This window comes from Streptomyces sp. NRRL B-1347 (assembly GCF_000720325.1).
Lineage (GTDB): Bacteria > Actinomycetota > Actinomycetes > Streptomycetales > Streptomycetaceae > Streptomyces.
In genome coordinates, this window is the sequence record NZ_JOJM01000031.1 from 100,497 (window position 1) to 126,380 (window position 25,884).

A 25,884-nucleotide genomic window follows, 5' to 3' on the forward strand; every position below is an offset into this window, starting at 1 on the left:
CCGCTGGCTATGCTGCCGCCGTGCGAAGCGCTCAGGGAAGCGCTCAAACGAACAGCGGTGGGCGAGGGGGCAGCAGCATGCGCGAACCGGTGGACCTCAGGCGGCAGCGGATCCTCGCCGTGGTGCGGTCGCGCGGCGCGACCCGGGTCAGCGACCTCGCGGCGGAGCTCGCGGTGTCGGTGGTGACCCTCAGGCGCGACGTGGAGGAGCTCGCCCGCGAGGGCAAGCTGCGCCGCGGCCACGGGGTGGCCCGGCCGGTCCTGCCCGAGCCCGGGCGGCGGACGGCCCCCGCTCCCGACCCCACGGCGGACGAAGGCCCCGTCGCGGTCGTGGTGCCCGAGCGCCACTCCTATCTGTACGAGACGCTGCACGGCGCCCGCTCCGCCTTCGAGGAGGCGGGCGTGCGCATCGCGCTGCACATCGCCCCGGCCGCACCCGGCGCCGAACAGCCGCTGGTGGAGCGGGCGTTGGCGGACGGTGCGCGGGGCCTGCTGATCGCGCCGCGCTGGCGCAGCCGGGCCACCGAGGAGGCCGACTACGCCTGGCTGGCGCGCGTCGGGGTGCCCACGGTCGTGATGGAGCGCAGGCCCCGGCGCGGCAGCGCGCTGCACGCCGTCGACGCGGTGTGCACGGACCACTGGTACGGCGTCCACCTCGCCGTCGAGCACCTCACGGGCCTCGGGCACCGGCGCGTCGTGCTCGCCGCGCGCGACGACAGCCCGACGGCGCGCACCCTGCGCGCGGCGTTCGCCGAGATCGCGGCGGACCACCCCCACGTCGACGCGTGGGCGGTCGCCCTCAGCTCTCCCGGAGCGGTCCCGGACCCGGCGGCGCCGACCGCCGAGCAGCCGGTCGATCTGCCCTCGCTGCTCGGCGAATCGGGTGCGACGGCCGCCGTCCTGCACGGTGACGTGGACGCGCTGATGCTGGTGCAGGCGTTGCGCGACGCCGGGATCCGGGTCCCCGAGGACTGCTCCGTGATCGCGTACGACGACGTGGTCGCGGCGCTCGGCAGCACCCCCCTGACGGCCGTGTCCCCGCCCAAGGCGGACATCGGCAGGGCGGCGGCCGAGCTGCTCCTGCGCCGTCTCGGGCGGGTGGCGGACGGCGGCGCGGCGGAGCCGGTGCGGCGCGTGGAGTTGCTGCCCGAGCTGAAGGTCCGCGGCTCGACGTCGGCTCCGCGCGGGGCGGAGGCCCAGGGGCAGAGCGGGGCGGAGGACGAGGGGCAGAGCGGGGCGGAGGCCGAGGGGCAGGGCCGGGGCGCCGCGGGCGCAACTTCCGTGCCACGATGAGCGTTTGATCGGTTCATCTTCTTCTGATCGGTCTATTGACCAGGTTCGCTCAGGCGATCAGTATTCCCGTGACTCGGACACGCAGGAGCCGCGGGAGGCGCCCATGCCTGCTCGACACAGCCGCCCCAGCCGCCGGGGAGTGCTCGCCGCGCTCACCGCCCTGCCGCTCACGGGCGCCCTCGGCGCCTGCGGCGGGGGCGGCGGCGCGTCCGCCGCGGGCGGCAGACGTGCCAACGGCGTCACCACCCTCACCTTCTGGTCCGCGCTGCGCGGCAGCCGGGAGGTCGTGGACGCCTTCAACCGGACGCACGACCACATCCAGGTCGACTTCGAGCAGGTGCCGTCCGGCAACCACGGCGGCTACGCGAAGCTGAGCAACGCGGCGCGCGCGGGCAACGCCCCCGACGTCGCCACGATCGAGTACCCCCAGGTGCCGGGCTTCGCGATAGACGGCGTGGCCCGTGACCTCACGCCGCTGCTCGGCGACGGGCTGCGGGCCAAGCTGCTGCCTCAGGCGCTCGGCCTGACCACGTTCGAGAAGCGCACCTACAGCGTGCCGCTCGACGTCGAGCCGATGGTGCTGCACTACCGCGCGGACCTCTTCGAGACGTACGGCTTCGAGGTCCCCGCCACGTGGGACGAGTTCGCCGAGCTCGCCCGGAAGGTGCCGGGCCGCGGTGAGGGCCGCAGGGCGGCGGTCTTCCCCACGGACGGCGCGATGCACTTCGCCGCCTGGGCCTGGCAGGCGGGCGCCCAGTGGTTCGACACCTCCGGCGGCGCCTGGAACGTGTCCCTCGCGGACGCTCCGACCCGGCGCGTGGCGGCGTACTGGCAGCGACTGATCGACGAGGACCTCGTCCACGTCAACGCCGTCGAGAGCCGTCTGTTCGACGCCCAGATCGGGAACGGCCTGGTCCTGACCCGGTTCAGCGGCGCCTGGGAGGCGGGCGCGCAGATGAACGCGCGGCCCGGCCAGAAGGGCCGGTGGCGGATCGCGCCGCTGCCCCAGTGGGACCCGGACCGGCCCGTCGTCGGCACGCACGGCGGCTCCACCTTCGCCGTGACCAAGGACAGCAGGCACCCGGAGGCCGCCATGGAGTTCATCGAGTGGCAGGTCTCCCACCCCGACGCCCTCAAGGCCCGCCTCTCCAGCGGCGCGAGCAGCCAGTACCCGGCCGCGTCCGCACTCGTGGCGGTCGGCCGGGCGGCCTTCGACCGCGACTACTACGGCGGCCAGGACGTCTACGCGCTCTTCGACGACGAGGCCCGCAAGATCCGCGACGGCTGGATGTGGGGCCCCCGGATGACCGCCACCAGCAAGGTCATGCAGGACGCCTTCGCCCGCGCCGGAGGCGGCTCCGGCACCGTCCTGTCCGCCGTGCGCGCCGCGCAGGACGGCACGATGCCCGACCTCAAGGCGCTCGGCCTGGCCACCACCCAGCACACCACGTGAACGCCCGCACCCCGAAAGGCAGGTGCCCCCCCCATGACCGCGACAGCCCACGCCCCCGCGGCCCCCGCCCCGCAGCGGGCCGCCGACGTGCCCGGGCGCAAGGCCAAGCGCGTGGCCGAGCGCCGCAGACGCACCGCGGCGGGCGTCCTGATGGCCCCGTTCTTCCTCCTCCTCACCGTCGTCTTCCTCGTCCCCGTCGGGACTGCCGTGTGGCTGAGCCTCTTCAGCGACGACCAGCCGGGCCTCGGCTTCGGCCCCGAGCGCACCGTCTTCGTGGGCGTGCGCTCCTACGCCGCCGTGCTCACCGACCCCACGTTCCTGTCCGGGCTCGGCACGGTCGCGCTGTACTGCCTGCTCTACATCCCCCTGATGGTGCTCGGCTCCCTCGCCCTCGCGCTGCTCCTCGACTCCGGCGTCGTACGGCTGCGCGCCTGGGCCCAGCTGGGCCTGTTCCTGCCGCACGCGGTGCCCGGCATCATCGCCGCCCTGATCTGGCTCTACCTCTACACACCCGGCATCAGCCCGGTCATCGACGCCCTCAACAAGGCCGACGTCACGGTGGACTTCCTCGGCCTGCACACCACGCTGCCGTCGATCGTGAACATCGCCCTGTGGAGCAACCTCGGCTACAACATGGTCGTCTTCTACGCCGCCCTCCAGGCGGTCCCGCGCGAGGTCGTCGAGGCGGCGGTCGTGGACGGGGCGGGGCCCGTGCGCACCGCGCTCCAGGTGAAGACGCCGCTCGTGCGCTCCTCGATCGTGGTGGTCGCCATGTTCACCCTGATCTGGGCGCTCCAGCTGTTCACCGAACCGATGCTGCTCAGCCAGTCCTCACAGATGATCAACTCCCGGTTCTCGCCCAGCATGTACATCTACGACGCCGCCTTCACCCGCAACAACTACTCGCTGGCCGCCGCCGCCTCGGTGATCCTCCTCGCCCTCACCGTCGCCGTGTCCTACGCCGTCACCCGCTGGACCGGCCGCGCCGACCGGACCGTGGAGGCCGCCCGATGAACGCGCACGACTCCACTCCGACGCGCCCGCGCCTGCTCGGCCGGGCCACGGTCAACGCCGTCGTCGCGCTCTTCGTCCTCTACACGCTGCTTCCGGTCCTCTGGCTGGTGCTCGCCGCGACGAAGACCCGCGACGCCCTGTTCAGCAGCAGCCTGCTGTCCTTCGGCGACTTCTCCCTGGTCCAGAACGTCAAGGACGTGTTCGCCATGGACGGCGGCCTGTACGGCCGCTGGTACGGCAACAGCCTGCTCTACGCCGTCCTGGGCGCGGCCCTCGGCGCGCTGATCAGCGTCGCCTGCGGCTACGCCTTCGACAAGTACCGCTTCCGGCACAAGGAGAAGCTGTTCGGCCTGGTGCTCGCCGCGGTCATGGTGCCCCAGACGGTCCTCGCCCTTCCGCTGTACCTGCTGGCCTCCGAAGCCGGTCTGGTGAACACCTTCTGGGCGGTCTTCGTCCCGGTCCTCTTCAACCCCTTCGGCGTCTACCTGGGCCGGATCTTCAGCCAGGGCTACGTGCCCGACGAGGTCCTGGAGGCCGCCCGCGTCGACGGCGCGGGCGAGCTCACGACGTACGTCCGCGTCTCCCTGCGCATGCTCGGCCCCGGTCTGATCACGGTGTTCCTCTTCCAGCTCACCGCGATCTGGAACAACTTCTTCCTGCCGATGGTGATGCTGTCGGACCAGGACCTGTACCCGGTGAGCCTCGGCCTGTACCAGTGGAACAGCCAGGCGACGGTCTCGCCCGAGTACTACCCGGTGGTCATCACCGGCTCGCTGCTCGCGGTCGTCCCGCTGATACTCGCCTTCGTCCTCCTGCAGCGGTTCTGGCGCTCGGGCCTCACGGCGGGAGCGGTCAAGTGACCCCGCCCCGCGCCGCGCTCGCCATGTCGCCGCGGGCCGCGGCAGCCGTCTTCGCGCCGCGCTCGCTCGCCGCGCTCGCCGAGGTGTGCGACCTGGCGCCGCCGCCCGCGCTCGACGACCTGACGACCGGCCGCGCCAAGGAAGTGCTCGCCGACGTCGAGGTCCTCGTGACGGGCTGGGGCTGCCCGCCGCTCGACGTCGGCGTGCTCGCGGCGGCGCCCCGCCTCCGGGCCGTGGTGCACGCGGCAGGATCGGTGCGCGGACACGTCACCGACGCCTGCTGGGAGCGGGGCATCGCGGTGTCGTCGGCCGCCGCGGCCAACGCGCTCCCCGTCGCCGAGTACACCCTCGCGATGATCCTGCTGCACGGCAAGCACGTCCTGGAGCGGGCCCGCGACTACCGGCGCGCCCGCGAGCGCGACGACTGGCTGCGCACCCCCCACGAGGTCGGCAACTACCGCCGCACCGTGGGCATCCTCTCCGCCTCGCTCATCGGCCGCCGGGTCATCGAGCTGCTGCGCCCCTTCGACTTCGAGGTGCTCCTTCACGACCCGTACGTCGGCGCGGCCGAGGCCGCCGCACTCGGCGCGGAGCGGGTGAGCCTGCCCGGCCTCTTCACGCGCGGCGACCTGGTGAGCGTGCACACGCCGCTGCTGCCCGCGACCCGCGGCCTGGTCGGCCGGGACCTGCTCGCCTCCATGCGGCCCGGAGCCACCCTGATCAACACCTCGCGCGGCGCCGTCGTCGACCAGGACGCCCTCACCGACGTGGTGCGCGCGGGCCGGATCAGGGCGGTGCTCGACGTGACGGACCCCGAAGTCCTGCCCGCAGGCCACCCGTTGTGGGACTGCCCGAACGCCCTGATCACCCCGCACCTCGCGGGCTCCCAGGGCAGCGAGTGGCAGCGCCTCGCCGACACGGCCGTCGGCGAGGTGGCCCGCTGGGCCGCGGGCGAGGGCCTCGCCCATCCCGTACGACGCGAAAGGCTGGCGTACCTGGCATGACCCTCCCCTTCGAGCTGCCCGCGGCGGACCGGGACCTGAGCCCGCACACCGGATACACCCGCGCGCACTGGGAAGCCGTCGCCGACGGCCTGCTCGGCGCCGCGTGGCGCTGGTCCACCCCCGGGTGCGCCCTGCTCGACCTGCCCGGCCGCCCCTCCGCGTCCGGGGTCCGCTCGGACGGGCTCGAAGGCTACGCCCGTACGTTCCTCGCGGCGGGCTTCCGCGTCGCGGGCGCGGGCGGCGCCGACCCGCACGGCTGGCTGGAGCGGTACGCGCGCGGCCTCGCGGCGGGCACCCGCGCGCCCGGCCGCGACGACACCGAGTCGTGGCCGCTGATCCTCGACCACCACGTACAGGGCCAGCCGATGGTCGAGTCGGCGTCCGTCGCGCTCGGCCTCGCGCTGACCCGGCCGTGGCTGTGGGACCGCCTCGACGACGCCGTGCGGGACCGCGCGGAGAGCTGGCTGCGCGGCGCGCTCACCCACGTCCCCGCACCCAACAACTGGTACCTGTTCCCCTTCATGGTGGCGTCCTTCCTGGAGTCCGTCGGCCGCGGCGACGCGGCGACGGCACGCGCCATGGAGCGCGCGCTCGCCCTCCTGGACACCTGGTACCGGGGCGACGGCTGGTACGCCGACGGCGACGGGCGGGCCTTCGACCACTACAACGGCTGGGCCCTGCACCTGTATCCGCTGCTGCACGCGCACCTCACGGGCGACGCGGCCCTCGCGGCCCGGCTCGGGCCGCGGCTGCGCGCCCACCTGGAGGGCTACGCGCTGTTCTTCGGCGGGGACGGCGCGCCGGTCCACTTCGGGCGCTCGCTCACCTACCGCTTCGCGGCCACCGCGGCCGTCGGCGCAGGAGCGGTCACCGGCCACACCCCGCTGCCGCCCGGCGCCTCGCGCCGCATCGCCAGCGGGGCTCTGCGCCACTTCCTCGACCGCGGCGCGCTCACCGCCGACGGGCTGCTGAGCCTCGGCTGGCACGGGCCGCACGCCGCCACGCTCCAGTCCTACTCGGGCCCGGCGTCCCCCTACTGGGCGGCGAAGGCCTTCGTGGCGCTGCTGGCCCCCGCGACCGACCCGCTGTGGACGGCGGTGGGAGTCCGCGCCGAGCGAGACGGGGGACCGGGTGCTCGCGCTGCCCGCGCCCGGCCTTCTCGTCCAGGCGACCCAGGCGGACGGGATCGTACGGCTTCACAACCACGGCAGCGACCACGTCCGGCCGCACGAGGGCGAGTCCGCCGCCCAGGACGACCCGCACTACGGACGGCTCGCCTACTCCACGCACACCGGCCCCACCTCGCTCGCCAACGCCGCGGACAACCACCTGGCGGTGGTGGTCGAAGGCGTCGCGAGCGTCCGGCGCCGCATCCGCCCCCTCGGCGCGGGGCACGGCGACGGCTGGGGCTGGGCCGCCTCCTGGCACCGGCCGGTGTTCGGCTCCGGGCCGCCGATGGTGCCGGGACTGCGCGTCGAGAGCGTCACCGTCGCGCGCGGCCCCTACGAGCTGCGGGTCCACCGCGTCGTGGGCGCCCCGCCCGGCGCGCGGGTGACCCTCACCGGCTGGGCCACGCGGGCGCTCCGCTCGGAGCTCGTCGGCCTGTACGGCTGGGACCAGCCGGACGAGGTGCGGGCCCCCGAGGGCACGGCGTACGAACCGTGGGTGCGGCTGCCCCGGCTCTCGGCCGCAGCCGAGGGCACCGGGGTGTACGTGGCGCTGGCCGCACTGGGGGCGGCCGGGCCGGGCGCGCCGCTCGCCGGAGCGGTCCGCGAGGCCGTCCTGTCCGCGGACGAGGTGCTGGTGCGCTGGACGGACGGCTCGCGGACCACGGTCGGCTTCGAGCCACCGCGGGTCCGCCACGGTGGGGGTGCGGGCGATCGGCCTTCGGCCTCGTCCTCAAGCGCCGGACGGGCTTGATGATCGCGCTGCGCGCTCGTCCTCAAGCGCCGGACGGGCTTGATCCTTGTGCTGCGCGTTCGTCTTCAAGTGCCGGGCGGGCTTGATGGTTGTGCTGCGCGTTCGTCTTCAAGTGCCGGGCGGGCTTGATGGTTGCGCTGACGGCTCGGCCTCAGGTGGTGGCGAGTACCTCGCGCAGCTTGGCCGCGAAGGGTTCCGGTTCGCCGTGCTGGCCGTACTCGCCGCCCAGGAAGCCCCCGTGATGGCTGGGGAAGACCTCGGGCGAGAGGCCGAGGCGTTCGGCGACCGCGACGCCCGCGCGGGCCGCCAGCTCGCCCTCCGACTCCGTGCCCACCGCGACGACGATCCGCGTCGGCGCGGCGGCCAGGGCGTCGAAGTCGGGCCGGTAGCCGCAGCAGCCGCGGAGGTTCTGCCCGAGCAGCGCGTCGTCGCGGGAGCCGTCGTCCTCGGCCGGAAGGCCGAAGGCGACCGGGTCGGGCGCCGGCGCGTCCGCGTAACCGTCCGGCAGCGGGCCCTTCTGCATCGTCAGCGCGATGAACTTGGCCATCGCGGGCCCCATGCCGTCGCGCCGGTACGTCCGGTGGATGTCCTCGACGGCCGCCCACGCCTGCTCGTGGTCCGGCACGGTCCGCACCGCGGGCGGCTCGTGCGCGACGAGCGTGCGCACCAGGCCGGGGTGGCGCGCGACGAGCGCGAGGCCGTTCACCGCCCCGCCGCTGCTGGCGAACACGTCCACCGCCCCGACGCCGAGCGCCTCGATCAGCTGCCGCAGGTCATCGGCGTGCACCTCCGGCGTCAACTCGCCCTTGCCGTCGGTCCGGACGCTGCGCCCGGTGCCGCGCGGGTCGTAGGTGACGACGACCCGGTCGGTGAAGTGCGAGGCGAGCGTCGTGAATCCGACGGCGTCCATCGGCGAACCGATCAGCAGCAGCACGGGGTGGTCCGCGCCCGCGGTCCCCGCCTCGCCCCGGACGTCGTACGTGAGCGTGGCACCGGACGTGTCCAGGGTGTGGGTGTCGAGCTTCGTGGTCATGGTGTCTCCTCGGGTCTCTTCGGCCGGCGCGGCCGTTCTCACCCATCAGACCGCCGGGCCCGGCGAAACTCATCGCGGACGGCGCGGAGACTCGGCGCGACCGGGGGAGCGGCCGGGCGGCCACCGGGCCGCCGACGTGCTCCCGCATGACGCGATGCATGCGCCGGAACGCCGCCGCGTCGATGAAAGCGGGGCACGTGTCACCCCCAACAGCGCTGTTTGTCGCCGGATTTCCGGAAAGCTGAACGAGCTGAAACAGCCAGGGTGTGGAAATCCCGTCGGTGCGTCATTGACGTGCTGGCCGCCGCGGGCCGGGGCTGCCTAGGATCGCCGACGCGGGCCCAGTGGCGCGGCACGCGCACCGCGTGCCGCGCCGGGCGTCATCGGGGAATGGCGACGCCACACATATGCGCGACCGGTATGCGCGACCGGCCTGCGCAGGGGAATTCACCGGCCTGCACAGGGGAATTCAGGAAACTCTGGAGAGTGGAATGATGACGGGGGAACAAACATGCGTCGACACGCTTTCGGCAGCGTCGACAGGCGACATTCGCTATCTGCACACCCTCGGCCCGACCGGCACCAATCTGGAGTCGGCGGCCCATCTCTGGTTCCAGCGGCGCGGACTTGAGGACGAGGGCCACGTCGTCCTGCACACGTCCCTGGAGGACGCCATGGCGAGCGTGCCGAGGACCGGCGCCCACGCCCTGGTGGCCTGCGCGGTCTATCCCGAGCTGCACACGCTCGTCTTCGGCAACCTCCTCACCTGCCGCATGGTCGACTGCTTCCTGTGGCCCACCTACGAAATGGTGCTCGCCGCCGCGCCCGGCACGCCCGGGGAGCCGCGCACCGTGGCCACCCACCCCGCCCCGGCCGGGCTCGTGGCGCCCACCAGCGCACGGCAGTTGGTGACCAGCAACGCGCAGGCGGCCATCGACTGCGCCGACGGCAAGGCCGAGGGCTGCGTCACCACCGTCGTCGCGGCACGGGCCCAGGGCCTGCGGATCGTCCGCAGCTTCGGCGAGGTCCCGATGGTCTACACCGTCCACCAGATGCGGGAGACCGCCCGGTGAGCGGCACGGCAGGCGGCGTCCTCGGCCCGGCGAGCGGCACCCACCGCCTCCACGACGACCTGCTCGACGAGGCCGAGCGGCTCGGCCGAGGCCTCCTGCCGCGCGTCAACGCCTTCCGCGGCCGCCAGCGCGACGACGGCACCGTGCCCGCCCCGGACGACGCCGACCGCCGCGCCCTGCTCGCCGTCAAGGACGAGGCCACCCGCTGGTTCGCCGGGCACGGCAGGGCCGCGCAGGCCGACGCGCTGGCCGCCGACGTCGAGGGCTGGCTGGCCGCGGGACTCGACACGCCGCCGCACTTCGCCCGCAGCCGCGACGCGCTGACCGCCCCGGCCGACGGCGACTGGGCGGCGTTCCTCGCCCCCGTCCAGACCACCAACAGCGTGCCGCCCGTCGGCAAGCGCCTGGAGTTCTTCCTCGTCCGCCGCAAAGAGCCCGACGCGCTGCCCGCCCTCGCCGAGCACTATCCGCATCCGAAGAACAACTGCCAGGCCACCGTCCTCATCGCGGGCAGCGACGGACTGGCCGACGGCAACTGCATCGTCTTCTTCCCGGAGAACGTCGCCGCCCACGACAAGGTCGCCGAACAGGCCTACGCGATCTTCTTCTTCAGCAAATTCCGCCGGATCCACGAAACGTACGCGGTGCCGTCCGCGCGCGCCGTCCTCACCCCCGGGTCCGTGCCCCGCGCCTCCACCGGAATGGACCCGGAAGTCTGCTACCAGGCCCGCGCCGTCTGGGGATATCTGCACGACTACTTCCACCACCAGGGGCGGTGGCCGCTCGACCGGCACATCAAGCTCAAGATGAACTGGTTCATCGGCCTCCTGGAGGAGCTGAAGGTCGACGCCAGGACCGCGCTCGCCTGCCACCTCGACCCCGCGGTGCCGTACGCCGACGAGCAGATCGCCATGATCCTCCTGGAGCGGATGTTCCGGTACCCGCTGGACGCCCACGCCGTGCGCAACTTCGACGCGGGCACCGGCGTGTTCCTCTACTCCTGGCTGCGCGAGCGCCGCGCCCTCGCCACCGACCGGGCCGGGCTGCTGCGCCTCGACCCCGACCGGGTGATCGACGGGCTGCGGGAGTTGGTCGCCGCCATCGAGGGTATGGAAGCGGCCGTCAGCACTCCCGCGGAGTACCGCGCGGCCGCCAAGGCGCTCGTACGGACCCAGCTGCGCGAGGGCGCCGAGGGCGACCGGTACGCCTTCACCGACGACCAGCGGGCGCTCGTCCGGGCGCGGGAGCGGCTCGCCGCGATGCCGCCGCTGAGCTTCGCACCGGCCGAGCTGTGAACGGGACGAGCCGAGCCACGAAAGGGCGTACAGCCATGGGGAACCTGGACCGGGCCGCGATGGAGGCCGCGGTGCGGCAGTACTTCGAGGCGTGCAACAAGGTCGACCGCGACCTGTTCGCCGCGTGCGTGTCCGAAGACGTCGTGCACTACCTGGCCCACGGCATGTCCGGGCCCGTGCACGGCATCGACCCGATCGTCCGGCGCTGGGGCGCCGACGTGCGGGCCAACGACTCCCACTGGGCCGTCGACGCCGTCTACACCGACGAGCACACCCGCACCGCCGTCTGCGAGTGGACCGCCTTCAAACCCCGCCTCGGCAAGGTCCTGCGCGGCGCGGAGGTCTACCGCTTCGACGACGCGGGCCTGATCGACGAGGTCCGCATCTACTACGCCTCCCAGCGCGACGACACCCGCGCCGCGAACGAACTGGAAGGGTTCCCCTACGCCGACCGGGGGTTCGCCACATGACCGGCGCCGCCCCGCCCGTGCCCCCGCTCGACGACCGGGACGGCGTCATCTGGGTCGACGGCTCCTTCGTGCCCTGGCGCACGGCCCGCCTCCACGTCCTCAGCCACGGCCTGCACTACGGCGGCAGCGTCTTCGAGGGCGAACGGGTCTACGAAGGACGGGTCTTCGCGCTCCATGAGCACAGCGCGCGGCTCGTCGCCTCGGCCCGCCACATGGGCTACGCGCTGCCGTGGACGGCCGACGAGCTCGACGCCGTCACGCGCGACGTCGTCGCCGCTGCGGGCCTCTCCGACGGCTATGTGCGCCCCGTCGCCTGGCGGGGCGGCGACACCCTGCGCCTGGTGGCACCCGAGAGCCGCGTCCACCTCGCCGTCGCCGCCTGGCCCTGGCCGCGGATCTTCACCGACGGGCCGCGCGGCATCCGCCTTCGCACCTCGCGCTGGCGGCGCCCCGCGCCCGACACCGCCCCGATCCGCGCCAAGGCGGCCGCCCTGTACGCCATCGGCGCCCTCGCCGGGCAGGAGGCCGAGGAGGCGGGCTTCGACGACGCGCTGCTCCTGGACCACCGGGGCCGCCTAGCCGAGGCCACGGGCGCCAACCTCTTCCTGGTGATCGGCGGGGAGCTGCACACCCCGCCGCCCGAGTGCGTCCTGGACGGGATCACCCGGCGCACCGTCATCGGCCTCGCGCGGGGCCTCGGCCTCCCGGTCGTCGAGCGCCACCTCGCCCCGGCCGAACTCGACCGCGCCACCGAGGTGTTCCTGACCGGCACGGCGTACGAGGTCCAGCCGGTCACCGGCGTCGACGGCAGGAGCTTCCCGCTCGGTGAGGTCGGCGCGGCCCTCGCGGAGGCGTACGCGCACGCCGTACGGGCCGGGGGCGCGGCCCCGTCGGGTCATCCGGCCCCGGCGGCCGCGGCGAGCGACACCGGATGACCGGTACCGGGGCCTCCGGGCCGACCGGGCCGACCGGGCCGACCGGGTCTTCCGGGGCGTCCGGGTCTCGCGGGACCGGCCCCCGCCCCGCCCCGGCCGGCGGGCAGCGGGCCGCCTGGGCCGAGGGGGCGCGGGCGGCGGTGCCCTTCACCGTCGCGATCTTCGCCTTCGGCGTGTCCTTCGGCGTCCTCGCCAAGGGCGCGGGCTTCACCGCGCTCGCCGCGACCTCGATGTCCGGCCTGGTCTTCGTGGGCTCCTCGCAGTTCGCCGCGGTCTCCGTGATCGTCAACGGCGGCGGCTGGGCGGCCGCCGCCGTCGCGGGGACGCTCCTGAACCTGCGCTACCTGGTGATGGGCTTCGCCATCCTGCCCGCCCTGCGCGGCGGCCGGGCGCGCCGCGCCGTCGAGTCGCAGCTGGTGATCGAGGAGTCCTGGGCCATCGCGAGCGACGCCGACGGGCGGTTCGACCGGGTGCGGCTGCTCTCCTCCGGCGTGGTGCTCTGGCTCGGCTGGGTGCTCGGCACCCTGGCCGGGGCCGTCGGACCCTTCCGGGCGGTGGACATCCTCAACTACGGCCTGGACGCGGTGTCCCCGGTGCTGTTCTTCCTGCTGCTCGCCCCGCATCTGGGCACCGCCCGCAAGCGGTCGGCGGCCGCGACGTCGGCGGTGGCCGCCGCCGTCCTCACCGCCGTCGCGGTGCCCGACTCCGCCATCGCCGTGGCCTGCGCCGTCGCCGTCGCCTGGACCTGGTGGGCCGGGAGGAAACCATGAGCAACGACCCGTGGATCGTCGTCGGCGCCCTGGTGGTGACCACGTTCCTCATCAAGGGAGCCGGGTCCCTGGTGATGGGCGACCGCGAACTGCCCGGCTGGTTCCCGCGGTTCGTGGAGTACCTGACGCCCGCGCTGCTCGCCGTCCTGGTCGTCACCCAGCTCGTGGGCTCGGCGGGCGCGCACGGCATGACCTTCGACGCGCGCCTCGCCGGCTTCGCCGGGGCCCTGGTGGCCTGGCGGCTCAAGGCCCCCGTACCGCTCGTCGTCCTGGTGGCCGCGGCGGTCACGGCGGGCGTACGCGCGCTCGGCTGACGCCCGCCGTGACCGGGGGCCGCCGCGCTCAGCCGGCACCGGCCTCCGGGCGCGCGGCCGCCGCGGCCCCGGCGCGCTCCACGGCCGCCGCGACCTCCAGGGCCGCGTCGAGGCCCGGCCGGTGGCCGGTGGCCCGGTGCAGGCGCACGGACCGCTCCACGGCACGGGCCGCCTTCGCGGGCTGGCCGAGGGCCAGGTGGACACGTGCCAGCTCGGTCAGGGCCGCGCCCTCGGCGAGCGTGAGCCCCGCCTGCCGGGCCGTGCTCAGGGCCCGCCTGGTGCACGCCAGGGCCTCGCGGCCCTCGTCCAGCTGCCGGTGCACGGCGGCGAGACCGAGGCACGCCGCGGCCTCGGCGCCGCGGCAGCACGCCGCGCGGGCCGCGTCCAGGGCGCGCCGGTGGTGGTCGAGGGCGCCGGGCACGTCGTCGAGGCGCAGCAGCACCGTGCCGATCGTGTTGAGGGCGTCCGGCTCGATCAGGCGGCGGCGGGTGCGGTGGGTGACGCCGAGCGCGTCGACGGCGTACTTGAGCGCGAGCCGCGGGTCGCCGAGGTCGCGGCAGACCACCGCGAGGGCGTTGAGGGACCCCTCCGCCGCATACGTGGCCAGGAGTCTGCCGTCCACCGCGAGCGCCCGGGTGAGCAGGCGCTGGGCCTCCTCCAGAGCGCCGAGCGCGTGCTGCACGGTCGCGCGGCCCCACAGCGACAGCATCACGGTGTGCTGGTCCCCGGAGGCCTCGGCGCACGCCCCGGCCTCGTCGAAGTGCCGGTGGGCCGCCTCCAGGTGCCCCTGGTCGAGCCGGGCGCGGCCGAGCAGGAACAGGGCCCAGGCCTCCCCGGCGGGCTGCGTGCCCTCGCGGTAGAGGGCCAGGGCCCGTTCGGCGTCGCGGACGGCCTGCTCCAGGGCGCCCCGCTCGCGGTGCGACGCGGCGAGCCCGAGCACCGCGCCCGCCCGCTCCACGGGCTCTCCGGCCCGCGCGAACAGCTCGTCGGCGCGGGCGCTGTGCTCCAGCGCCTCCTCGTGCCGGGCCAGCTCCCACAGGACGTAGCACAGGCTCCAGTGCATCACTGCCCGCGCGTGGTCGTCGTGTTCGGCCTCGGCGGCCTTCAGACCGGCGTGCGCGGCCCGCAGCCAGTCGGTGCGTCTGCCGTGCTCCATCAGGTGCCCGTGGACGGCGAGGGCGGACTTCCAGGCGAACGGCCGCGGTCCGTGGCGCACCGCGTGCTGCGCGCAGGCGAGCAGCGCGGGCCGCTCGTCGTCGAGCCAGGCAAGCGCCGCGGTGTCGTTCCTGAAGGTCAGCGGAGCGGTGGGGGAGCCGTCCGGCTCGGGCGGCCGGGCGGCGTACCAGGAGTAGAAGGTGCCGTACAGCTGGCACGCGGCCTGCTCGGCGGTGCCCAGGTACCAGGTGAGCAGGCGGCCGACGGCCTCGTCGCGCAGGGCGGGGGCGTCCTCCGCCGCGGCCCGCTCCCCGGCGAAGAGGCGGACCAGGGCGTGCAGGTGGAACCGGCCGGGCCGGTGGGTCTCCAGCAGGCTGCGGGCGGCCAGCTGGTCGAGGAGGCGGGTCGTGGCGGGCGCCGACGCGCCGGTCAGGGCGGCCGCGGCGGGCACGGACACCTCCGGTCCGGGGGCGAGCGCGAGCAGCCGCAGGGCCTCCCGCTCCGGGGCGGGCAGGGAGCGGTAGGACAGGGCGAGGACGCTGCGCACGCCGGTGTGCCCCTCCTGGTCGAGGGCGAGTTCGCCGAGGCGGTCGGCGCGCAGCTGGCCGACGATCCGCGCGATCGGCAGGTGCCGGTCGCCGATGAGGTGGGCCGCGACGATCCGTACGGCGAGCGGCAGCAGACCGCAGAGCCGGACGGCCTCGGCGGCGGCCTCCGGTTCGCCCCGCACCCGGTCCGCGCCGATGACGCGGCCGAGCAGCGCGAGCGCCTCGTCCTCGCCGAAGACCGCGAGGCTCACCCGGTGGGCGTCGTGGAAGGCGGTCAGGCCCCGCAGGTCGTTGCGGCTGGTGACGACGACGAAGCAGGTCGGCGAGCCGGGCAGCAGCGGCCGCACCTGTTCGAGCCCGGCGGCGTCGTCGAGCAGGATCAGGACGCGCTTGCCCGCCAGGAGCGAGCGGTACAGGGCGGCCTTCTCGTCGGTGCTCTCCGGCAGGTGCCCGGTGCCGACGCCGAGGGCCCGCAGGAGCTGGCCGAGGGCCTCGTCGGCGGTGGTCGGGGGTTCGGCGGCGTGGCCGCGCAGGTTCGCGTACAGCTGGCCGTCGGGGAAGCGGTCGGCCACCCGGTGCATCCAGTGCACGGCGAGGGCGGTCTTGCCGACGCCCGCCATGCCGGAGACCGAGGAGATCACCAGGGTCTGCCCCGGGCCCGTGTCGTAGCGGGACAGCAGGGTGTCGAGCTCCCGCAGCTGGTCGGCGCGGCCGGTGAAGCTGGCGACGTCGGGCGGGAGCTGACGGGGGACCGGGCGCGCGGCGGGCGGGGCCGCGGGGGCCGGGGAGCGCTCGGGGGCGAGCGCGGGGTCGCCGACCAGGACGCGCTGGTGCAGCTCCTTGAGCTGGCGGCCCGGCTCGATGCCCACCTCGTCGTCGAGGAGCTGGTAGAACTCCCGGTACGCGGCGAGGGCGTCCGCCTGCCGGCCCGAGCGGTACAGGGCCAGCATCAGCTGCCGACGCAGCCGCTCCCGCAGCGGGAACTCCCGTACGAGAGGCGTCAGTTCGGCCATCGACGCCTCGTAGCGGCCGAGTTCGACGAGCGCGTCGACGCGGTCCTCGCGGGCCACCAGGCGCAGCTCTTCGAGGCGGTCGGTCTCGGCGAGGGCGAAGCTGCGGTCGCTGACCCCTTCGAGCGCGGGCCCCGTCCACAGGGCCAGGGCCTCGTCGAGGAGGGCGACCACGGTGGCGGCGTCGCCGTCGGCGGCGGCCTTGCGGGCCTGGTCGGTGAGGTGGACGAAGCGCAGGGCGTCGACCTGCTCGTCGGCCACCTGGAGCGTGTAGCTGGTGTTGCTGCGGGCGCCCTCGCTGACCAGGACGGCGAAGCCGGAGGTGGCCCGGCTGCCCGGCTCCAGGATGCGGCGCAGGTGCAGGACGTGGGTGCGCAGCGAACTCACGGCGCCGTCCGGGACCTCGCCCTCCCACAGCAGCTCGGCGAGGCGCGAGGTGCTGACCGGGCCGCGGGCGAGCGCCAGGGCCGCGAGGAGCGCGCGCTGCTGTGGTCCGAGGCCCACGTGGCGGCCCTGGACCTCCACGCTCACCGGGCCCAGGAGCCGGATGCGCACCGACTCCTGTGGCGCCTGCGCCTCCTGGGGCTCCGAGATGCGGCTCACTCGACTCCCTCTGCTTCCCGGTTGGCGGTCCCTGCTCTTGTAGTCGCTGTTCCGCCCCCGTCCGGTTGCCGCTCCGGCCCCGTCAGGTCCCGGCCGGAGCCTCGCCGGACCGGTCGGGTCCGGTCTCGTCGGGGCCGGTGACGAAGCGCCGGATCACGCCGTCCGACACCGTGAACTCCCAGGCGGTGTCGATGTCGTTCCAGATGTCGTTGTGGAAGCGGGCGCCCACGGACAGGCCGTCGGGCGACTCGCGGACCACCTCCATCCGCGCGTGGGAGGAGAACAGCTCCCGCTCGACCCACGCGTGGAGGTCGCGCTCGGTGCCGACGTCGATCACGGTGGCGTCCCGGGCGAGGACGGCCCAAAGGGCTTGCTGGTCCTGGGCGTTGACCGCGTCGACGAAGGCGCGTACCGCCGGGTGGGAAGGCGTGCCGCTGGAGGAGGTCATCTCCGGTGCTCTCCTGGTGGTTCAGGGTGGTTCAGGGTGGCTCGGGGTCGTCCTGGTCGTCTTGGCCGTCTCGACCGTCCTGGTTGTTCAGCCGTCGGTGACGGCCCGGTGCAGGGCGTGGGTGTCCTCGAACAGGTGGTAGCGCGCGACCCGGCCGTCGACGACCGTGAGGTGCGCGGCGAAGGGCGTGGTCAAGGGCTTGCCCGTGGCTTTGACGGTGTCCCGCAGATGGCCGATGATCACTCCCTGCTCGCCGTCCACGACGATGTGCGTGACGGTGAACTCCTCCGGCTGCAGATACTCGTGGAGCGTGGTGAAGAACTCCGTCACGCCCTTGTGCCCGGCGTGGTTCCCCGACCACGGCACCGCGGGGGAGCCGGGGGCGAGGAACTCCGCCGACTCCGAGAAGAGCCGCACCGCACCGTCCAGGTCCCGGTCCGCGAGCCGGGCCAGATAGGCGTCGATCACTTCTCTGGTGGCCTGCGCGGAAGTCTCGGGGGAGTGCGTGGACATCTCACCAACTCCTCGTCTGTCGCTGACGGCAGGACCGACCGCACGGCCGGCCCGCTGGTCGTGGAGTCCCAGTGTGGTGCGCCTGTGGCGGGGAGCGTAAGGCAGTCGCCGGTTTCGCGCCACGAGTTGGCGGTGCACCGTGGTCGGGCGCGCGTGGCCGCAGGTGACGGAGGGACCGGAGGAGGGGCGGGTACCCCCGTCCGGGGGTGCTCCGCGCCGCGGCGGCCGCCGGTGCCGTCCGGGCGGACGCGAAGTGCCCGATCCCCGGCGCCGGTTGGCTGCGCGCGGCCGCTTCGGCAAGCTGGTGGGGCAGGTGACGGAGGGATGGCATGCCGGTTCACTTCCGCTTGCTCGGTGACGTCGGGGCGTACGCCGACGGCGCGGAGCTGGATCTCGGGCACGGGCGGCAGCGGGCGGTGTTCGCCGTGCTGCTCGCCGCGTGCCCGCGCGCCGTGTCCGTGGGGCAGTTGACCGCACGGGTCTGGGGGGACCGGGCCCCGCAGCGCGCCCGCGGGACGCTGTACGGCTATCTGTCCCGGCTGCGCCGGGCCCTGGCGGACGTACCGGACGCGGGCATCGCGCGGCGCCCGGCCGGCTACGCCCTGGAAGCGGAACCGGCCCGCGTGGGACCTGCACCGCTTCCGGGCCCTCGCCGACCGGGTCCGCGCCACCGGCGACGTCCGCCGCGCCGCGGCGCTGCTCCAGCAGGCGCTGGAGCTGTGGCGCGGCGAGCCGTTCGCCGCCGGTACCTGCGACACGCCGTGGTTCGCCGCCCTGCGGGACGCGCTGCTGCGCGAGCGGCTCACCGTCGAACTGGACCGCAACGACGCCCTGATGTGCCTCGGCCGCCACGCGCGGCTCCTCGACGAACTCCCCGCGGGCCTGGCGGAGCATCCGCTCGACGAGCGGCTCGCGGGCCGGTTCATGCTGGCCCTGTACCGCGACGGCCGCCCGGCCCGGGCCCTCGCCCACTACGAAGCGGTGCGCCGCCGCCTCACCGACGAGCTGGGCACCGACCCCGGCCCGGCCCTGCAACGGCTGCACCAGCGCATCCTCACCGCCGACGCGGGACTCGACCCGGCGCCGGACGCCCGGCGCGCCGCCCCTGCCCCGCGGCCACCGGCCGGAACCGGGACGCCCCTGCCACGCTAACTGCCGCCGCCCGTACCCCTGTTCGTCGGCCGGAGCCGGGAGCTCGCCGCGCTCGACCGGCTCCTCGGCCCGGGCGGCGCGTCCGGCGCCACCCCGGCGGTCTGCGCCGTCGTCGGCAGCGGCGGCATCGGCAAGACCTGGCTCGCCGTCCACTGGGCGCACCGGCACGCCCCGGCGTTCCCCGACGGACAGCTCTACGCCGACCTGCGGGGCTTCGCCGGGGCTGCGGAGCCGGTGCCCGCACCGGTCGTCGTGCGGGGCTTCCTCGCCGCCCCCGGCGCCGCCCCCGAGACGCTGCCCGCGGACGCGCCGGGCCAGGCCGCGCTGTACCGGAGCCTGACGGCCGACAAGCGGATGCTGATCCTCCTTGACAACGCCCGCGACACCGAGCAGGTCCTGCCCCTGCTGCCCGCGAGCACCACGTGCGCGGTCCTGGTCACCAGCCGTCGCCGCCTGACCGGACTCAGCACCGCGCACGGCGCGCGCCCCGTCGCGGTGGACGTCCACCTCGCCCTCGGCCTGGCCGAGGAGGCGCACCGCGCCGGGCGGCGGGCCGCGGGCCTCCCCGGCTCCGCGCGGCGCCCGAACCGGGCGGCGGCACCGGCGGAACGGCTGCCGGAGTTCGAGCCGCCGACGCCCTAGCCTGTGGTCCCGACAGCCTGTGGTCCCGACCCCGACCCCGACCCCGGTTCCGGCCCTGCCCCGGACCCGACCCCGACCTTGGAGCGCACCCCGCCATGCAGCCCGTACCGGAGCTTCCGTTCCCCGACGCCCACCGACCCGGCGACGCCCCCGCGCCGCACGCGCTCCTCGCGCCCGTGACGGGCCTCCTCGGCACCTGGCACGGCCTGGGCGACGGCGAATACCCCACGCTCGACGGGGACTTCGCGTACGCGCAGGAGGTCGTCTTCAGCCACGACGGCCGCCCCTTCCTCCGCTACGAGGCGCGGGCCTGGATCCTCGACGCCGACGGCGGGCCGCTGCGCCCGGCGGCCCGGGAGAGCGGATGGTGGCGGCTCCAGGCCGACGGCCACGTGGAAGCGGTCGTCTCCCAGCCCACCGGCATCGTGGAGGTCGCGACCGGCGTCGCGGCCGACGGCACCGTCGACCTCTCCACGCACCAGGTGGCCCTCACCCTCACGGCCAAGCGGGTCGACGCCACCCGCCGCCGCTACGCCCTGGCCGACGACGGCACGCTCACCTTCAGCCACGACCTCGCGGTGGTCGGCCAGCCGCTGCAACACCACCTCTCGGCCACGCTCCGGCGCGCCCGCTAGCCACCAAGCCGACAAAGGGGTCGTACGTGTCGTACGTGTAGTAGAGGTCCAAGGGGGAGGTGCGGCTGTCCTGGCCGACAAGACGCCCTGCCGCGCGGTACGCACCCGGCCTCGGGGGGGCGCGCGGGAAGGGCGTGCGCGAGCTTGTTCCGCGCGCGGTCGGCCAGGAGGTTTCGAGCCAACTCCCGTGCCGCATAGCTCAAATGCCGACGCGGCCATTCGGCCATCAAGCCGAAAGGTCCGCGCGGCGCGCTCGTCCACTGGCCGTCAGGTCAATGGTGATCAATGAGCACGGCGGCACCGCGCGCTCGGGGCACGGTGCCGTGGCACGCCCCCCACAAGAGGCCCCCCACGGGCCCGCACAGAGGAGGACCCCTCATGCGACGTCGACTTGCCACCCTGGCCGTGAGTGCCGCCGCCCTCACCCTCGGCACGGGCCTCGCCGCCGCCCCCGCCTTCGCCGTCCCGGCGGACAAGGCGCAGGTGCTCAGCAGCTGGACGCAGACCGACGCGGGCAGCTACAACGCCTGGGCCGCAGCCCGCGCCAACCAGGGTGCGTGGAGCGCCTACCAGTTCAACTGGTCCACGGACTACTGCTCCTCGTCCCCCGACAACCCCTTCGGCTTCCCCTTCCAGACGGCCTGCGCCCGGCACGACTTCGGCTACCGCAACTACAAGGAAATGGGGGCCTTCAGCGCCAACAAGGCACGCGTCGACAGCGCTTTCTACGCCGACCTGAAGAGAGTCTGCGCGAACTACAGCGGCGCGAAGAAGACCACGTGCGACGCGACGGCCTGGACGTACTACCAGGCCGTCGACAAGCTCGGCAGCGTCGCGCCCACGCACACCAAGTCAGCGGCCTGAACCGGCCGGTGAGGGGCGGGCGGGCCCGCCCCTCACCGGCCGGTGGAACCGCACCTCGGGGAAGCGGGCCGAAGGTCCGGTGAGCAAGGGCTCGTCGCGGCCGCGCAGCCGGGAGTCGACGAAGGCGGTGACGTACGCGCGCGTGACGGTGTCCGCGCGGTCGCCGTCGAGACGCTGCTGCGGGATGCCGAGCCGCTCGCCCAGCGGCGCCAGGTCGGTGAAGGAGCCGTGCTCGGTGCCGTCCACGCTCAGCCAGCGCTTGAAGCCGGTGAGCTGCTCCCAGGTCCTGTCCCAGGTCGGGTCGGGGCCCGCGGGGACGTGGCTCGGCTTGCCCAGCATCAGCAGCGGCCGGTCGACGGGCGTGTCGTTCGGGAAGCGGAAGTTGCCGTCCATGTTGACCCCGGCCCGTACGCGCGGATCCCGCAGCATCGCCGGGATCGTGCTGAAGCCGCCCGCCGAGTGGCCGACCATGGCGACGCGGCCGGGGTCCAGGCGCGGGCCGCCGCGCCACGCCGGCCGCTTCCCGGTGAGCGCGTCCAGGACGAAGGAGACGTCCGCCGCGCGCACCGCGCCCACCTTGGGGAAGTCCGGGTCCGCGCAGGCCTCGCAGGCCGTTGTGCGCCCGTCGGGGAACGAGGTGCCGTCGGCCTCGTAGTTGTGCCCGATCCCGGCGACGGCGTAGCCGCGGCTCGCCAGTTCCTCGGCGAGCCCCGTCAGGGTGGCCCGCGGCATGCCGAACCCGGGCGACAGGACGACCAGGGGCAGGGCGCCGCGCGCCCGTACCGGCGCGGCGCGGACGGTGGAGTGCGTCACCACTGTGCTCAGGACGTCCGGGGGGAGGTCCTTCGGCAGTCGCTCGGCGTTGGCCCGGAGGTAGCGCGTGGACTCGGCGGCGGTCATGTACGGCGCGCGCGTGCCCGCGGGCTTCGCGGCCGGGTACCAGACGGAGACCATCAACTCCCTGCGCTGCCCCGGCTTCCACGGGTCCGCCCGGTCCGCGTCCTCCAGGTGCACCGTGGCCATCCCGACCGGCAGCTTCCCCGACGGCGCGGGCAGCTCCGGCGCGGCCGCGCGCGGAGGCGACGGCGCGTCGGCGCGGGCGGCCGCGGTGGGCGCGGAGCCGACGAGCGCGGCGGTGAGGACCGCGCAGGCGGCGAGGAACGTACGGTGCATGAAGGCCCCTTCGGCCGGTGTCCCTCCACGACGGGAGCGTCGTGGAGCACTGCTCCCACGCTAGGGACGCGCGGCGGCCCTGCCGTCGGCCCGCGGCTGACACTCGGGGCGCCGACGTACACCCCCGGGGCTACAGCCAGGGGTGACGTCTGCGGCCGCGGCGTCCCCCGAACCCCTGCCGTCCCCTAGATGGCGCGATCGGCGCGGGCGACAGGTGCGAAACCCCCTATGACCGATGACAGGCTTGGTGGCCGCGTGTTTGGGTGAGCCGCCCGTGCAGCCAAGACCCCGCGACGCGGGGTGAAGAAGGGGGAGTCATGAAGTTCGTCAAGGTGTCCACGCGTGTCCTCGCGCCGCTGGCCGGGGCCGCGCTCGCCGCGGTGACCCTGGTGTCCCCGGCGGTGGCGGCGCCCGAGCACTGGGTCGGGGGAGAGGTCCACTACGCCAACTCCCGCAACGTCCTCACCCCGCACGACGGCACCCAGGGCGCGCGGATCCTGGTCCGCGTGGACTGGGAGGACGGCAAGGGCGCCGTCTACGGCAACATGTGGGACCTCAAGAGGGACGGCAACGACTCCCGCATCGAGGCCGGTTACTCCTATCTGAGCGGCGGCACCTGGAAGCCGGTCGTCCGCACCCTCAACACCGTCAAGGACACGAGCGACAGCGGTGTGCACACCAATCTGCACACCGACCCGGCCGTCAAGATCAAGGACCTGAAGGTCAGGACCTGTTCCGTGAACAGCGCGGGCGCCTACGTGTGGTGCGGCGACTGGAACTAGCCCGGCGGCGGCACGGGGCCCGCCGCGACCCGCGGGCCCCGGACCCTCGCTCGCGAGGAAGCCCCGGAGGCGGAACGTGGCGTTCGGGGGTTTTCCCTACCTTGCACGGGCCCGCTGGCCCGACCCCGGAAGGGCCCGCTGGCCGGACCTCGAATGGGCCCGCTGACCGGATGGATCGGTTCCTCTTGATCGCGGAAGCTGAGCACGTCGCACAGTTCGACCGAACGCCGCGATGCTCGACGGATAGGAGATCCAGTGTTCAGCCTGAAGTCCTCGCGCCGCACGGTGGCGCGCACCGCGGCGGTGGCCCTCGCCGGAGCGGCGTGCGCCGCCATGATGACCGGCAGCGCCGAAGCCATCGTCAACGGCAAGGATTCCACGCAGCGCTACCCGGCCATGGTGTCGATCCCGGTGACGGGCGTGGACGACCCGACGTTCAAGGGCGTCTGCGGGGGATCGTTGATCGACTCGAAGTGGGTGCTCACGGCCGCCCACTGCGTGGACCCGACGCTCGTCACGCTGGACGGGACCGTCCGGATCGGCAGCGAGTGGAAGAAGTCCGGGGGCACGGTCCGCTCCGTCGCGAAGACGGTGTCCCACCCCGGCTACAAGAACGGCGAGGGCGCCGGGCCCAACCGCAACGACGTCGCCCTGATCCGCCTGGACCGCTCGGTCAAGGAGAAGCCCATCCGCATCGCCGACAAGCCGGGGCGGCCCGGCACCCCGACCCGTCTGCTGGGCTTCGGCACGATCGACGACGCGCCCGACCCCACCAAGTGGGTCTTCCCCAACCGGCTCCAGGAGCTCGACACGCGCAGGGGAGCGGTCTCCGAGTGCGCGCCGGGCTACGCGGACAGCACGCGGCTGTGCACGATCAGCCAGGTGCCGAAGGCCATGGCGTGCAACGGCGACTCGGGCGGCCCGCAGATCCAGCGCGACCGGCACGGGCGCTGGGAGCTCATCGGCGTCACCTCGGGCCCCGGCGCCCCGGGCGTGCGCTGCAGCGAAGGACCGGGCCTCTACACCAGCGCGCCCGCCTACGCGGGCTGGATCAAGAAGGTGATCGGCCGCAACGGCTGATCCGGGACGCCTGCCGGGTGACCGGGGACGTCCGACGGTCGACCCGGGCCGTCAGACGGCGAAGACCTGGGAGTCGTCCGCGAACGCCTTGAACTCCAGGGCGTTCCCGGCCGGGTCGAGCAGGAACATCGTCCACTGCTCGGCCTTCTGCCCCGCGAAGCGGACGTAGGGCTCGATGACGAACCCGGTGCCCGCCGCGCGCAGCCGCTCGGCCAGCGCGTGGAACGCCGGGACCGTCAGGAGCAGGCCGAAGTGCGGCACCGGCACGTCGTGGCCGTCGACCGGGTTGTGCACGCGCGGCGCGCGCTCCGGCGCGAGGTGCGTGACGAACTGGTGGCCGTGCAGGTTCCAGTCGACCCAGGTGTCCGAGCTGCGGCCCTGCTCCAGGCCGAGCACGCCGCCGTAGAAGCGCCGGGCGGCCTCCAGGTCGTCGACCGGCATGGCCAGGTGGAACCGCGGGGCGGGGGAGTCGAGGTCGGTCATGTGGCTGCCCTTCCAGGAGCGTTCGGGTGTTACGGAGCTGACACTGCGACTCTTCCTGCCCAGGACCGCGCCCGCGAACCCTCCGCCCCGCCGGACCCGGGGAGCACGCCTCTCCGGGCCCGGGGAGCCCGCCTCTCCGGGCCCGGCGGGGCGGGCCCCCGGCCCATGCCAACTCCCATCCAGCACGCACGAGTTGTGGTCCCCGGCGCCATAGGTGGGAGCCGCTGAGGCTCCTACAGTCCCCGCGTATGACCGAGACCGGAGCCGCACCCCACGGCCGCCGCCGGGCCGGCACAGCCGCCCTGGCCGCCGCCTTCCTCTTCGCCTTCGTCCTGGCCCTGCTGCCGGGCGCCTCGCCCGCCGTCGCCGCCCCGAGCCGGGGTGCTGCCGCGGGCCTCCAGGAAGTCACCGGATTCGGCACCAACCCGGGCCGGTTGCGGATGTTCCGCTACGCGCCCGACGGACTGGCCGCGGGCCGCCCCGTGGTCGTCGTCCTGCACGGCTGCACGCAGAACGCCGCCGGATACGGAACCGGCAGCGGCTGGACCGAACTCGCCGACCGGTGGGGGTTCTCCCTCGTGCTGCCGCAGCAGCAGACCGTCAACAACATCTCCTCGTGCTTCAACTGGTTCCAGACCACCGACACCACCCGCGGACAGGGCGAGGCCGCGTCCGTCGCGCAGATGGTCGACCGGCACCTCGCCGACCTCGCGGGCGATCCCCGGCGCGTGTACGCCACCGGGCTCTCCGCGGGCGGCGGGATGACCTCCGTGATGATGGCCGCCTACCCGGAGCGGTTCGCGGCGGGCGGCGTCGTCGCCGGACTCCCGTACGGCTGCGCCCAGGCCGCCGCCTCGCCCTGGGTGTGCATGAGCTCCGGCGGCGGGCTCGGCCCGCGGCAGTGGGGCGACCGCGTACGGGCCGCGCGCCCCGGCTACGGCGGCCCCTGGCCCACGCTCACCGTGCTGCACGGCACCGCCGACCAGAAGGTGAATGCCGTCAACATGACCGACCTGACGAAGCAGTGGACCGATGTGCACGGGGCCGATCAGACGGCCGACGTCACCGACACCGTCGCCGGCTACCCGCACCAGGTCTTCCGGGGCCCGGGCGGCGCTCCCGCCGTGGAGACGTACGGCGTCACCGGGATGGGGCACGGCCAGCCCGTCGACCCCGGCACCGGCGGCGAGCAGTGCGGCACGGCCGGGGCCAACCTCCTGGACGTCGGGCTCTGCGCGGCCCACCGCCTGGGCCGCGCCTGGGGCCTCGACACCTGACCCGGCCCCCGTGGTCGCACGCCACAGCACCCGCGCCCGCATGGGGAAGGCCGCCACAGAGCCGCCGGTGACTGTGGTGTCCGGCC

General features: G+C 74.5%; 24 protein-coding genes and 1 pseudogene. 19 read left to right on the top strand and 6 right to left on the bottom strand.

Annotated features, from left to right (window positions below):
• Window positions 1-77 precede the first annotated feature (77 nt).
• The 6 genes and pseudogenes from IG74_RS0124885 (at window position 78) to IG74_RS46180 (ending at window position 7,543) form a co-directional block, all read left to right on the top strand.
• Entirely contained in the window at window positions 78-1,292 is a 1,215-nt protein-coding gene (locus IG74_RS0124885; RefSeq protein ID WP_078869013.1) for a substrate-binding domain-containing protein, read from the top strand.
• 103 nt (window positions 1,293-1,395) lie between these two features.
• Entirely contained in the window at window positions 1,396-2,745 is a 1,350-nt protein-coding gene (locus tag IG74_RS0124890) for an ABC transporter substrate-binding protein (protein WP_030681488.1), read from the top strand.
• A gap of 33 nt (window positions 2,746-2,778) precedes the next feature.
• Window positions 2,779-3,759 (top strand): carbohydrate ABC transporter permease, encoded by a 981-nt coding sequence (locus tag IG74_RS0124895; protein WP_030681491.1) that lies wholly within the window; start codon window positions 2,779-2,781, stop codon window positions 3,757-3,759.
• The gene (locus tag IG74_RS0124900; protein WP_030681494.1) at window positions 3,756-4,619 is read left to right on the top strand and encodes a carbohydrate ABC transporter permease; all 864 of its coding nucleotides are present in this window, start codon (window positions 3,756-3,758) and stop codon (window positions 4,617-4,619) included. Before IG74_RS0124895 ends, IG74_RS0124900 begins: the two co-directional genes overlap by 4 nt.
• 23 nt (window positions 4,620-4,642) lie before the next feature.
• Window positions 4,643-5,623, top strand: a complete 981-nt coding sequence (locus tag IG74_RS0124905; protein WP_051855336.1) for a hydroxyacid dehydrogenase — start codon at window positions 4,643-4,645, stop codon at window positions 5,621-5,623.
• Window positions 5,620-7,543: pseudogene (locus IG74_RS46180) on the top strand (DUF2264 domain-containing protein). Before IG74_RS0124905 ends, IG74_RS46180 begins: the two are co-directional and overlap by 4 nt.
• A gap of 151 nt (window positions 7,544-7,694) precedes the next feature.
• Here IG74_RS46180 and IG74_RS0124915 read toward each other — a convergent pair.
• Window positions 7,695-8,576 carry an alpha/beta fold hydrolase gene (locus IG74_RS0124915; protein ID WP_030681499.1) on the bottom strand — a complete coding sequence of 294 codons (882 nt, stop codon included), beginning with the start codon at window positions 8,574-8,576 and terminating at the stop codon, window positions 7,695-7,697.
• A gap of 494 nt (window positions 8,577-9,070) precedes the next feature.
• Here IG74_RS0124915 and IG74_RS0124920 point away from each other — a divergent pair, with 494 nt between their 5' ends.
• The 6 genes from IG74_RS0124920 (at window position 9,071) to IG74_RS0124945 (ending at window position 13,433) form a co-directional block, all read left to right on the top strand.
• Window positions 9,071-9,649, top strand: coding sequence for a bacilysin biosynthesis protein BacA (locus tag IG74_RS0124920; RefSeq protein ID WP_199818883.1), 579 nt, complete (start codon window positions 9,071-9,073; stop codon window positions 9,647-9,649).
• Window positions 9,646-10,944, top strand: a complete 1,299-nt coding sequence (locus IG74_RS0124925) for a DUF6421 family protein (RefSeq protein WP_107059013.1) — start codon at window positions 9,646-9,648, stop codon at window positions 10,942-10,944. Before IG74_RS0124920 ends, IG74_RS0124925 begins: the two co-directional genes overlap by 4 nt.
• Window positions 10,945-10,979: 35 nt before the next feature.
• Complete coding sequence (locus tag IG74_RS0124930) at window positions 10,980-11,414, top strand: nuclear transport factor 2 family protein (RefSeq protein WP_030681508.1); 435 nt, start codon at window positions 10,980-10,982, stop codon at window positions 11,412-11,414.
• The gene (locus tag IG74_RS0124935) at window positions 11,411-12,349 is read left to right on the top strand and encodes a branched-chain amino acid transaminase (RefSeq protein WP_037826002.1); all 939 of its coding nucleotides are present in this window, start codon (window positions 11,411-11,413) and stop codon (window positions 12,347-12,349) included. Before IG74_RS0124930 ends, IG74_RS0124935 begins: the two co-directional genes overlap by 4 nt.
• A 140-nt stretch (window positions 12,350-12,489) precedes the next feature.
• The gene (locus IG74_RS46185) at window positions 12,490-13,119 is read left to right on the top strand and encodes an AzlC family ABC transporter permease (protein ID WP_051855304.1); all 630 of its coding nucleotides are present in this window, start codon (window positions 12,490-12,492) and stop codon (window positions 13,117-13,119) included.
• Entirely contained in the window at window positions 13,116-13,433 is a 318-nt protein-coding gene (locus IG74_RS0124945) for an AzlD domain-containing protein (RefSeq protein ID WP_030681519.1), read from the top strand. The genes IG74_RS46185 and IG74_RS0124945 overlap by 4 nt, the downstream gene beginning before the upstream one ends.
• Before the next feature lie 28 nt (window positions 13,434-13,461).
• Here the strand turns inward: IG74_RS0124945 and IG74_RS0124950 are convergent, their stop codons facing one another.
• The 3 genes from IG74_RS0124950 to IG74_RS0124960 all read right to left on the bottom strand — a co-directional run bounded on the left by IG74_RS0124950 (window position 13,462) and on the right by IG74_RS0124960 (window position 17,710).
• Window positions 13,462-16,749 carry an AfsR/SARP family transcriptional regulator gene (locus IG74_RS0124950; RefSeq protein WP_051855308.1) on the bottom strand — a complete coding sequence of 1,096 codons (3,288 nt, stop codon included), beginning with the start codon at window positions 16,747-16,749 and terminating at the stop codon, window positions 13,462-13,464.
• A gap of 82 nt (window positions 16,750-16,831) precedes the next feature.
• On the bottom strand, window positions 16,832-17,197 hold the full coding sequence (locus IG74_RS0124955; RefSeq protein WP_051855311.1) for a hypothetical protein: 366 nt from the start codon (window positions 17,195-17,197) through the stop codon (window positions 16,832-16,834).
• A gap of 87 nt (window positions 17,198-17,284) precedes the next feature.
• Window positions 17,285-17,710: a nuclear transport factor 2 family protein gene (locus tag IG74_RS0124960; RefSeq protein ID WP_051855315.1), complete on the bottom strand. Its 426-nt coding sequence runs from the start codon at window positions 17,708-17,710 to the stop codon at window positions 17,285-17,287.
• A gap of 630 nt (window positions 17,711-18,340) precedes the next feature.
• On the opposite strand from IG74_RS0124960, the gene IG74_RS49650 reads away from it, so the two are divergent.
• The 4 genes from IG74_RS49650 to IG74_RS0124975 all read left to right on the top strand — a co-directional run bounded on the left by IG74_RS49650 (window position 18,341) and on the right by IG74_RS0124975 (window position 21,003).
• Window positions 18,341-18,862, top strand: coding sequence for an AfsR/SARP family transcriptional regulator (locus tag IG74_RS49650; RefSeq protein WP_107059014.1), 522 nt, complete (start codon window positions 18,341-18,343; stop codon window positions 18,860-18,862).
• 234 nt (window positions 18,863-19,096) lie between these two features.
• Window positions 19,097-19,504: a hypothetical protein gene (locus IG74_RS48130; RefSeq protein ID WP_051855320.1), complete on the top strand. Its 408-nt coding sequence runs from the start codon at window positions 19,097-19,099 to the stop codon at window positions 19,502-19,504.
• A 95-nt stretch (window positions 19,505-19,599) separates the two neighbouring features.
• The gene (locus IG74_RS0124970) at window positions 19,600-20,139 is read left to right on the top strand and encodes an FABP family protein (protein WP_030681528.1); all 540 of its coding nucleotides are present in this window, start codon (window positions 19,600-19,602) and stop codon (window positions 20,137-20,139) included.
• A gap of 378 nt (window positions 20,140-20,517) precedes the next feature.
• Complete coding sequence (locus tag IG74_RS0124975; RefSeq protein WP_030681531.1) at window positions 20,518-21,003, top strand: phospholipase; 486 nt, start codon at window positions 20,518-20,520, stop codon at window positions 21,001-21,003.
• Here the strand turns inward: IG74_RS0124975 and IG74_RS0124980 are convergent.
• The gene (locus tag IG74_RS0124980; protein WP_063761290.1) at window positions 20,992-22,176 is read right to left on the bottom strand and encodes an alpha/beta hydrolase family protein; all 1,185 of its coding nucleotides are present in this window, start codon (window positions 22,174-22,176) and stop codon (window positions 20,992-20,994) included. The genes IG74_RS0124975 and IG74_RS0124980 overlap by 12 nt on opposite strands.
• Window positions 22,177-22,493: 317 nt before the next feature.
• Between IG74_RS0124980 and IG74_RS0124985 the strand changes: the two genes are divergently transcribed.
• Both IG74_RS0124985 and IG74_RS0124990 read left to right on the top strand, forming a co-directional pair.
• A complete protein-coding gene (locus tag IG74_RS0124985) occupies window positions 22,494-22,958 on the top strand; it encodes a hypothetical protein (RefSeq protein WP_030681534.1) in 465 nt (154 codons plus the stop codon).
• A gap of 255 nt (window positions 22,959-23,213) precedes the next feature.
• The gene (locus IG74_RS0124990; protein ID WP_030681536.1) at window positions 23,214-24,038 is read left to right on the top strand and encodes a S1 family peptidase; all 825 of its coding nucleotides are present in this window, start codon (window positions 23,214-23,216) and stop codon (window positions 24,036-24,038) included.
• Window positions 24,039-24,089: 51 nt separating this feature from the next.
• Here IG74_RS0124990 and IG74_RS0124995 read toward each other — a convergent pair whose 3' ends face one another.
• Entirely contained in the window at window positions 24,090-24,521 is a 432-nt protein-coding gene (locus IG74_RS0124995; protein ID WP_030681539.1) for a VOC family protein, read from the bottom strand.
• Window positions 24,522-24,769: 248 nt separating this feature from the next.
• Here IG74_RS0124995 and IG74_RS0125000 point away from each other — a divergent pair, with 248 nt between their 5' ends.
• Window positions 24,770-25,798 (top strand): alpha/beta hydrolase family esterase, encoded by a 1,029-nt coding sequence (locus tag IG74_RS0125000; RefSeq protein WP_078869016.1) that lies wholly within the window; start codon window positions 24,770-24,772, stop codon window positions 25,796-25,798.
• The last annotated feature ends 86 nt before the right edge of the window (window positions 25,799-25,884 follow it).

Excerpts from the sequence above, each read along its gene's own strand:
- IG74_RS0124980 (WP_063761290.1), bottom strand. The coding sequence starts at position 22,176 with ATGCACCGTACGTTCCTCGCCGCCTGCGCGGTCCTCACCGCCGCGCTC.
- IG74_RS0124975 (WP_030681531.1), top strand. The coding sequence starts at position 20,518 with ATGCGACGTCGACTTGCCACCCTGGCCGTGAGTGCCGCCGCCCTCACC.
- IG74_RS0124885 (WP_078869013.1), top strand. The coding sequence starts at position 78 with ATGCGCGAACCGGTGGACCTCAGGCGGCAGCGGATCCTCGCCGTGGTG.
- IG74_RS0124985 (WP_030681534.1), top strand. The coding sequence starts at position 22,494 with ATGAAGTTCGTCAAGGTGTCCACGCGTGTCCTCGCGCCGCTGGCCGGG.
- IG74_RS0124995 (WP_030681539.1), bottom strand. The coding sequence starts at position 24,521 with ATGACCGACCTCGACTCCCCCGCCCCGCGGTTCCACCTGGCCATGCCG.
- IG74_RS0125000 (WP_078869016.1), top strand. The coding sequence starts at position 24,770 with ATGACCGAGACCGGAGCCGCACCCCACGGCCGCCGCCGGGCCGGCACA.
- IG74_RS0124895 (WP_030681491.1), top strand. The coding sequence starts at position 2,779 with ATGACCGCGACAGCCCACGCCCCCGCGGCCCCCGCCCCGCAGCGGGCC.
- IG74_RS0124900 (WP_030681494.1), top strand. The coding sequence starts at position 3,756 with ATGAACGCGCACGACTCCACTCCGACGCGCCCGCGCCTGCTCGGCCGG.
- IG74_RS0124960 (WP_051855315.1), bottom strand. The coding sequence starts at position 17,710 with ATGTCCACGCACTCCCCCGAGACTTCCGCGCAGGCCACCAGAGAAGTG.
- IG74_RS0124935 (WP_037826002.1), top strand. The coding sequence starts at position 11,411 with ATGACCGGCGCCGCCCCGCCCGTGCCCCCGCTCGACGACCGGGACGGC.
- IG74_RS0124970 (WP_030681528.1), top strand. The coding sequence starts at position 19,600 with ATGCAGCCCGTACCGGAGCTTCCGTTCCCCGACGCCCACCGACCCGGC.
- IG74_RS0124930 (WP_030681508.1), top strand. The coding sequence starts at position 10,980 with ATGGGGAACCTGGACCGGGCCGCGATGGAGGCCGCGGTGCGGCAGTAC.
- IG74_RS0124920 (WP_199818883.1), top strand. The coding sequence starts at position 9,071 with ATGACGGGGGAACAAACATGCGTCGACACGCTTTCGGCAGCGTCGACA.
- IG74_RS0124890 (WP_030681488.1), top strand. The coding sequence starts at position 1,396 with ATGCCTGCTCGACACAGCCGCCCCAGCCGCCGGGGAGTGCTCGCCGCG.
- IG74_RS0124945 (WP_030681519.1), top strand. The coding sequence starts at position 13,116 with ATGAGCAACGACCCGTGGATCGTCGTCGGCGCCCTGGTGGTGACCACG.
- IG74_RS0124905 (WP_051855336.1), top strand. The coding sequence starts at position 4,643 with ATGTCGCCGCGGGCCGCGGCAGCCGTCTTCGCGCCGCGCTCGCTCGCC.
- IG74_RS0124915 (WP_030681499.1), bottom strand. The coding sequence starts at position 8,576 with ATGACCACGAAGCTCGACACCCACACCCTGGACACGTCCGGTGCCACG.
- IG74_RS0124955 (WP_051855311.1), bottom strand. The coding sequence starts at position 17,197 with ATGACCTCCTCCAGCGGCACGCCTTCCCACCCGGCGGTACGCGCCTTC.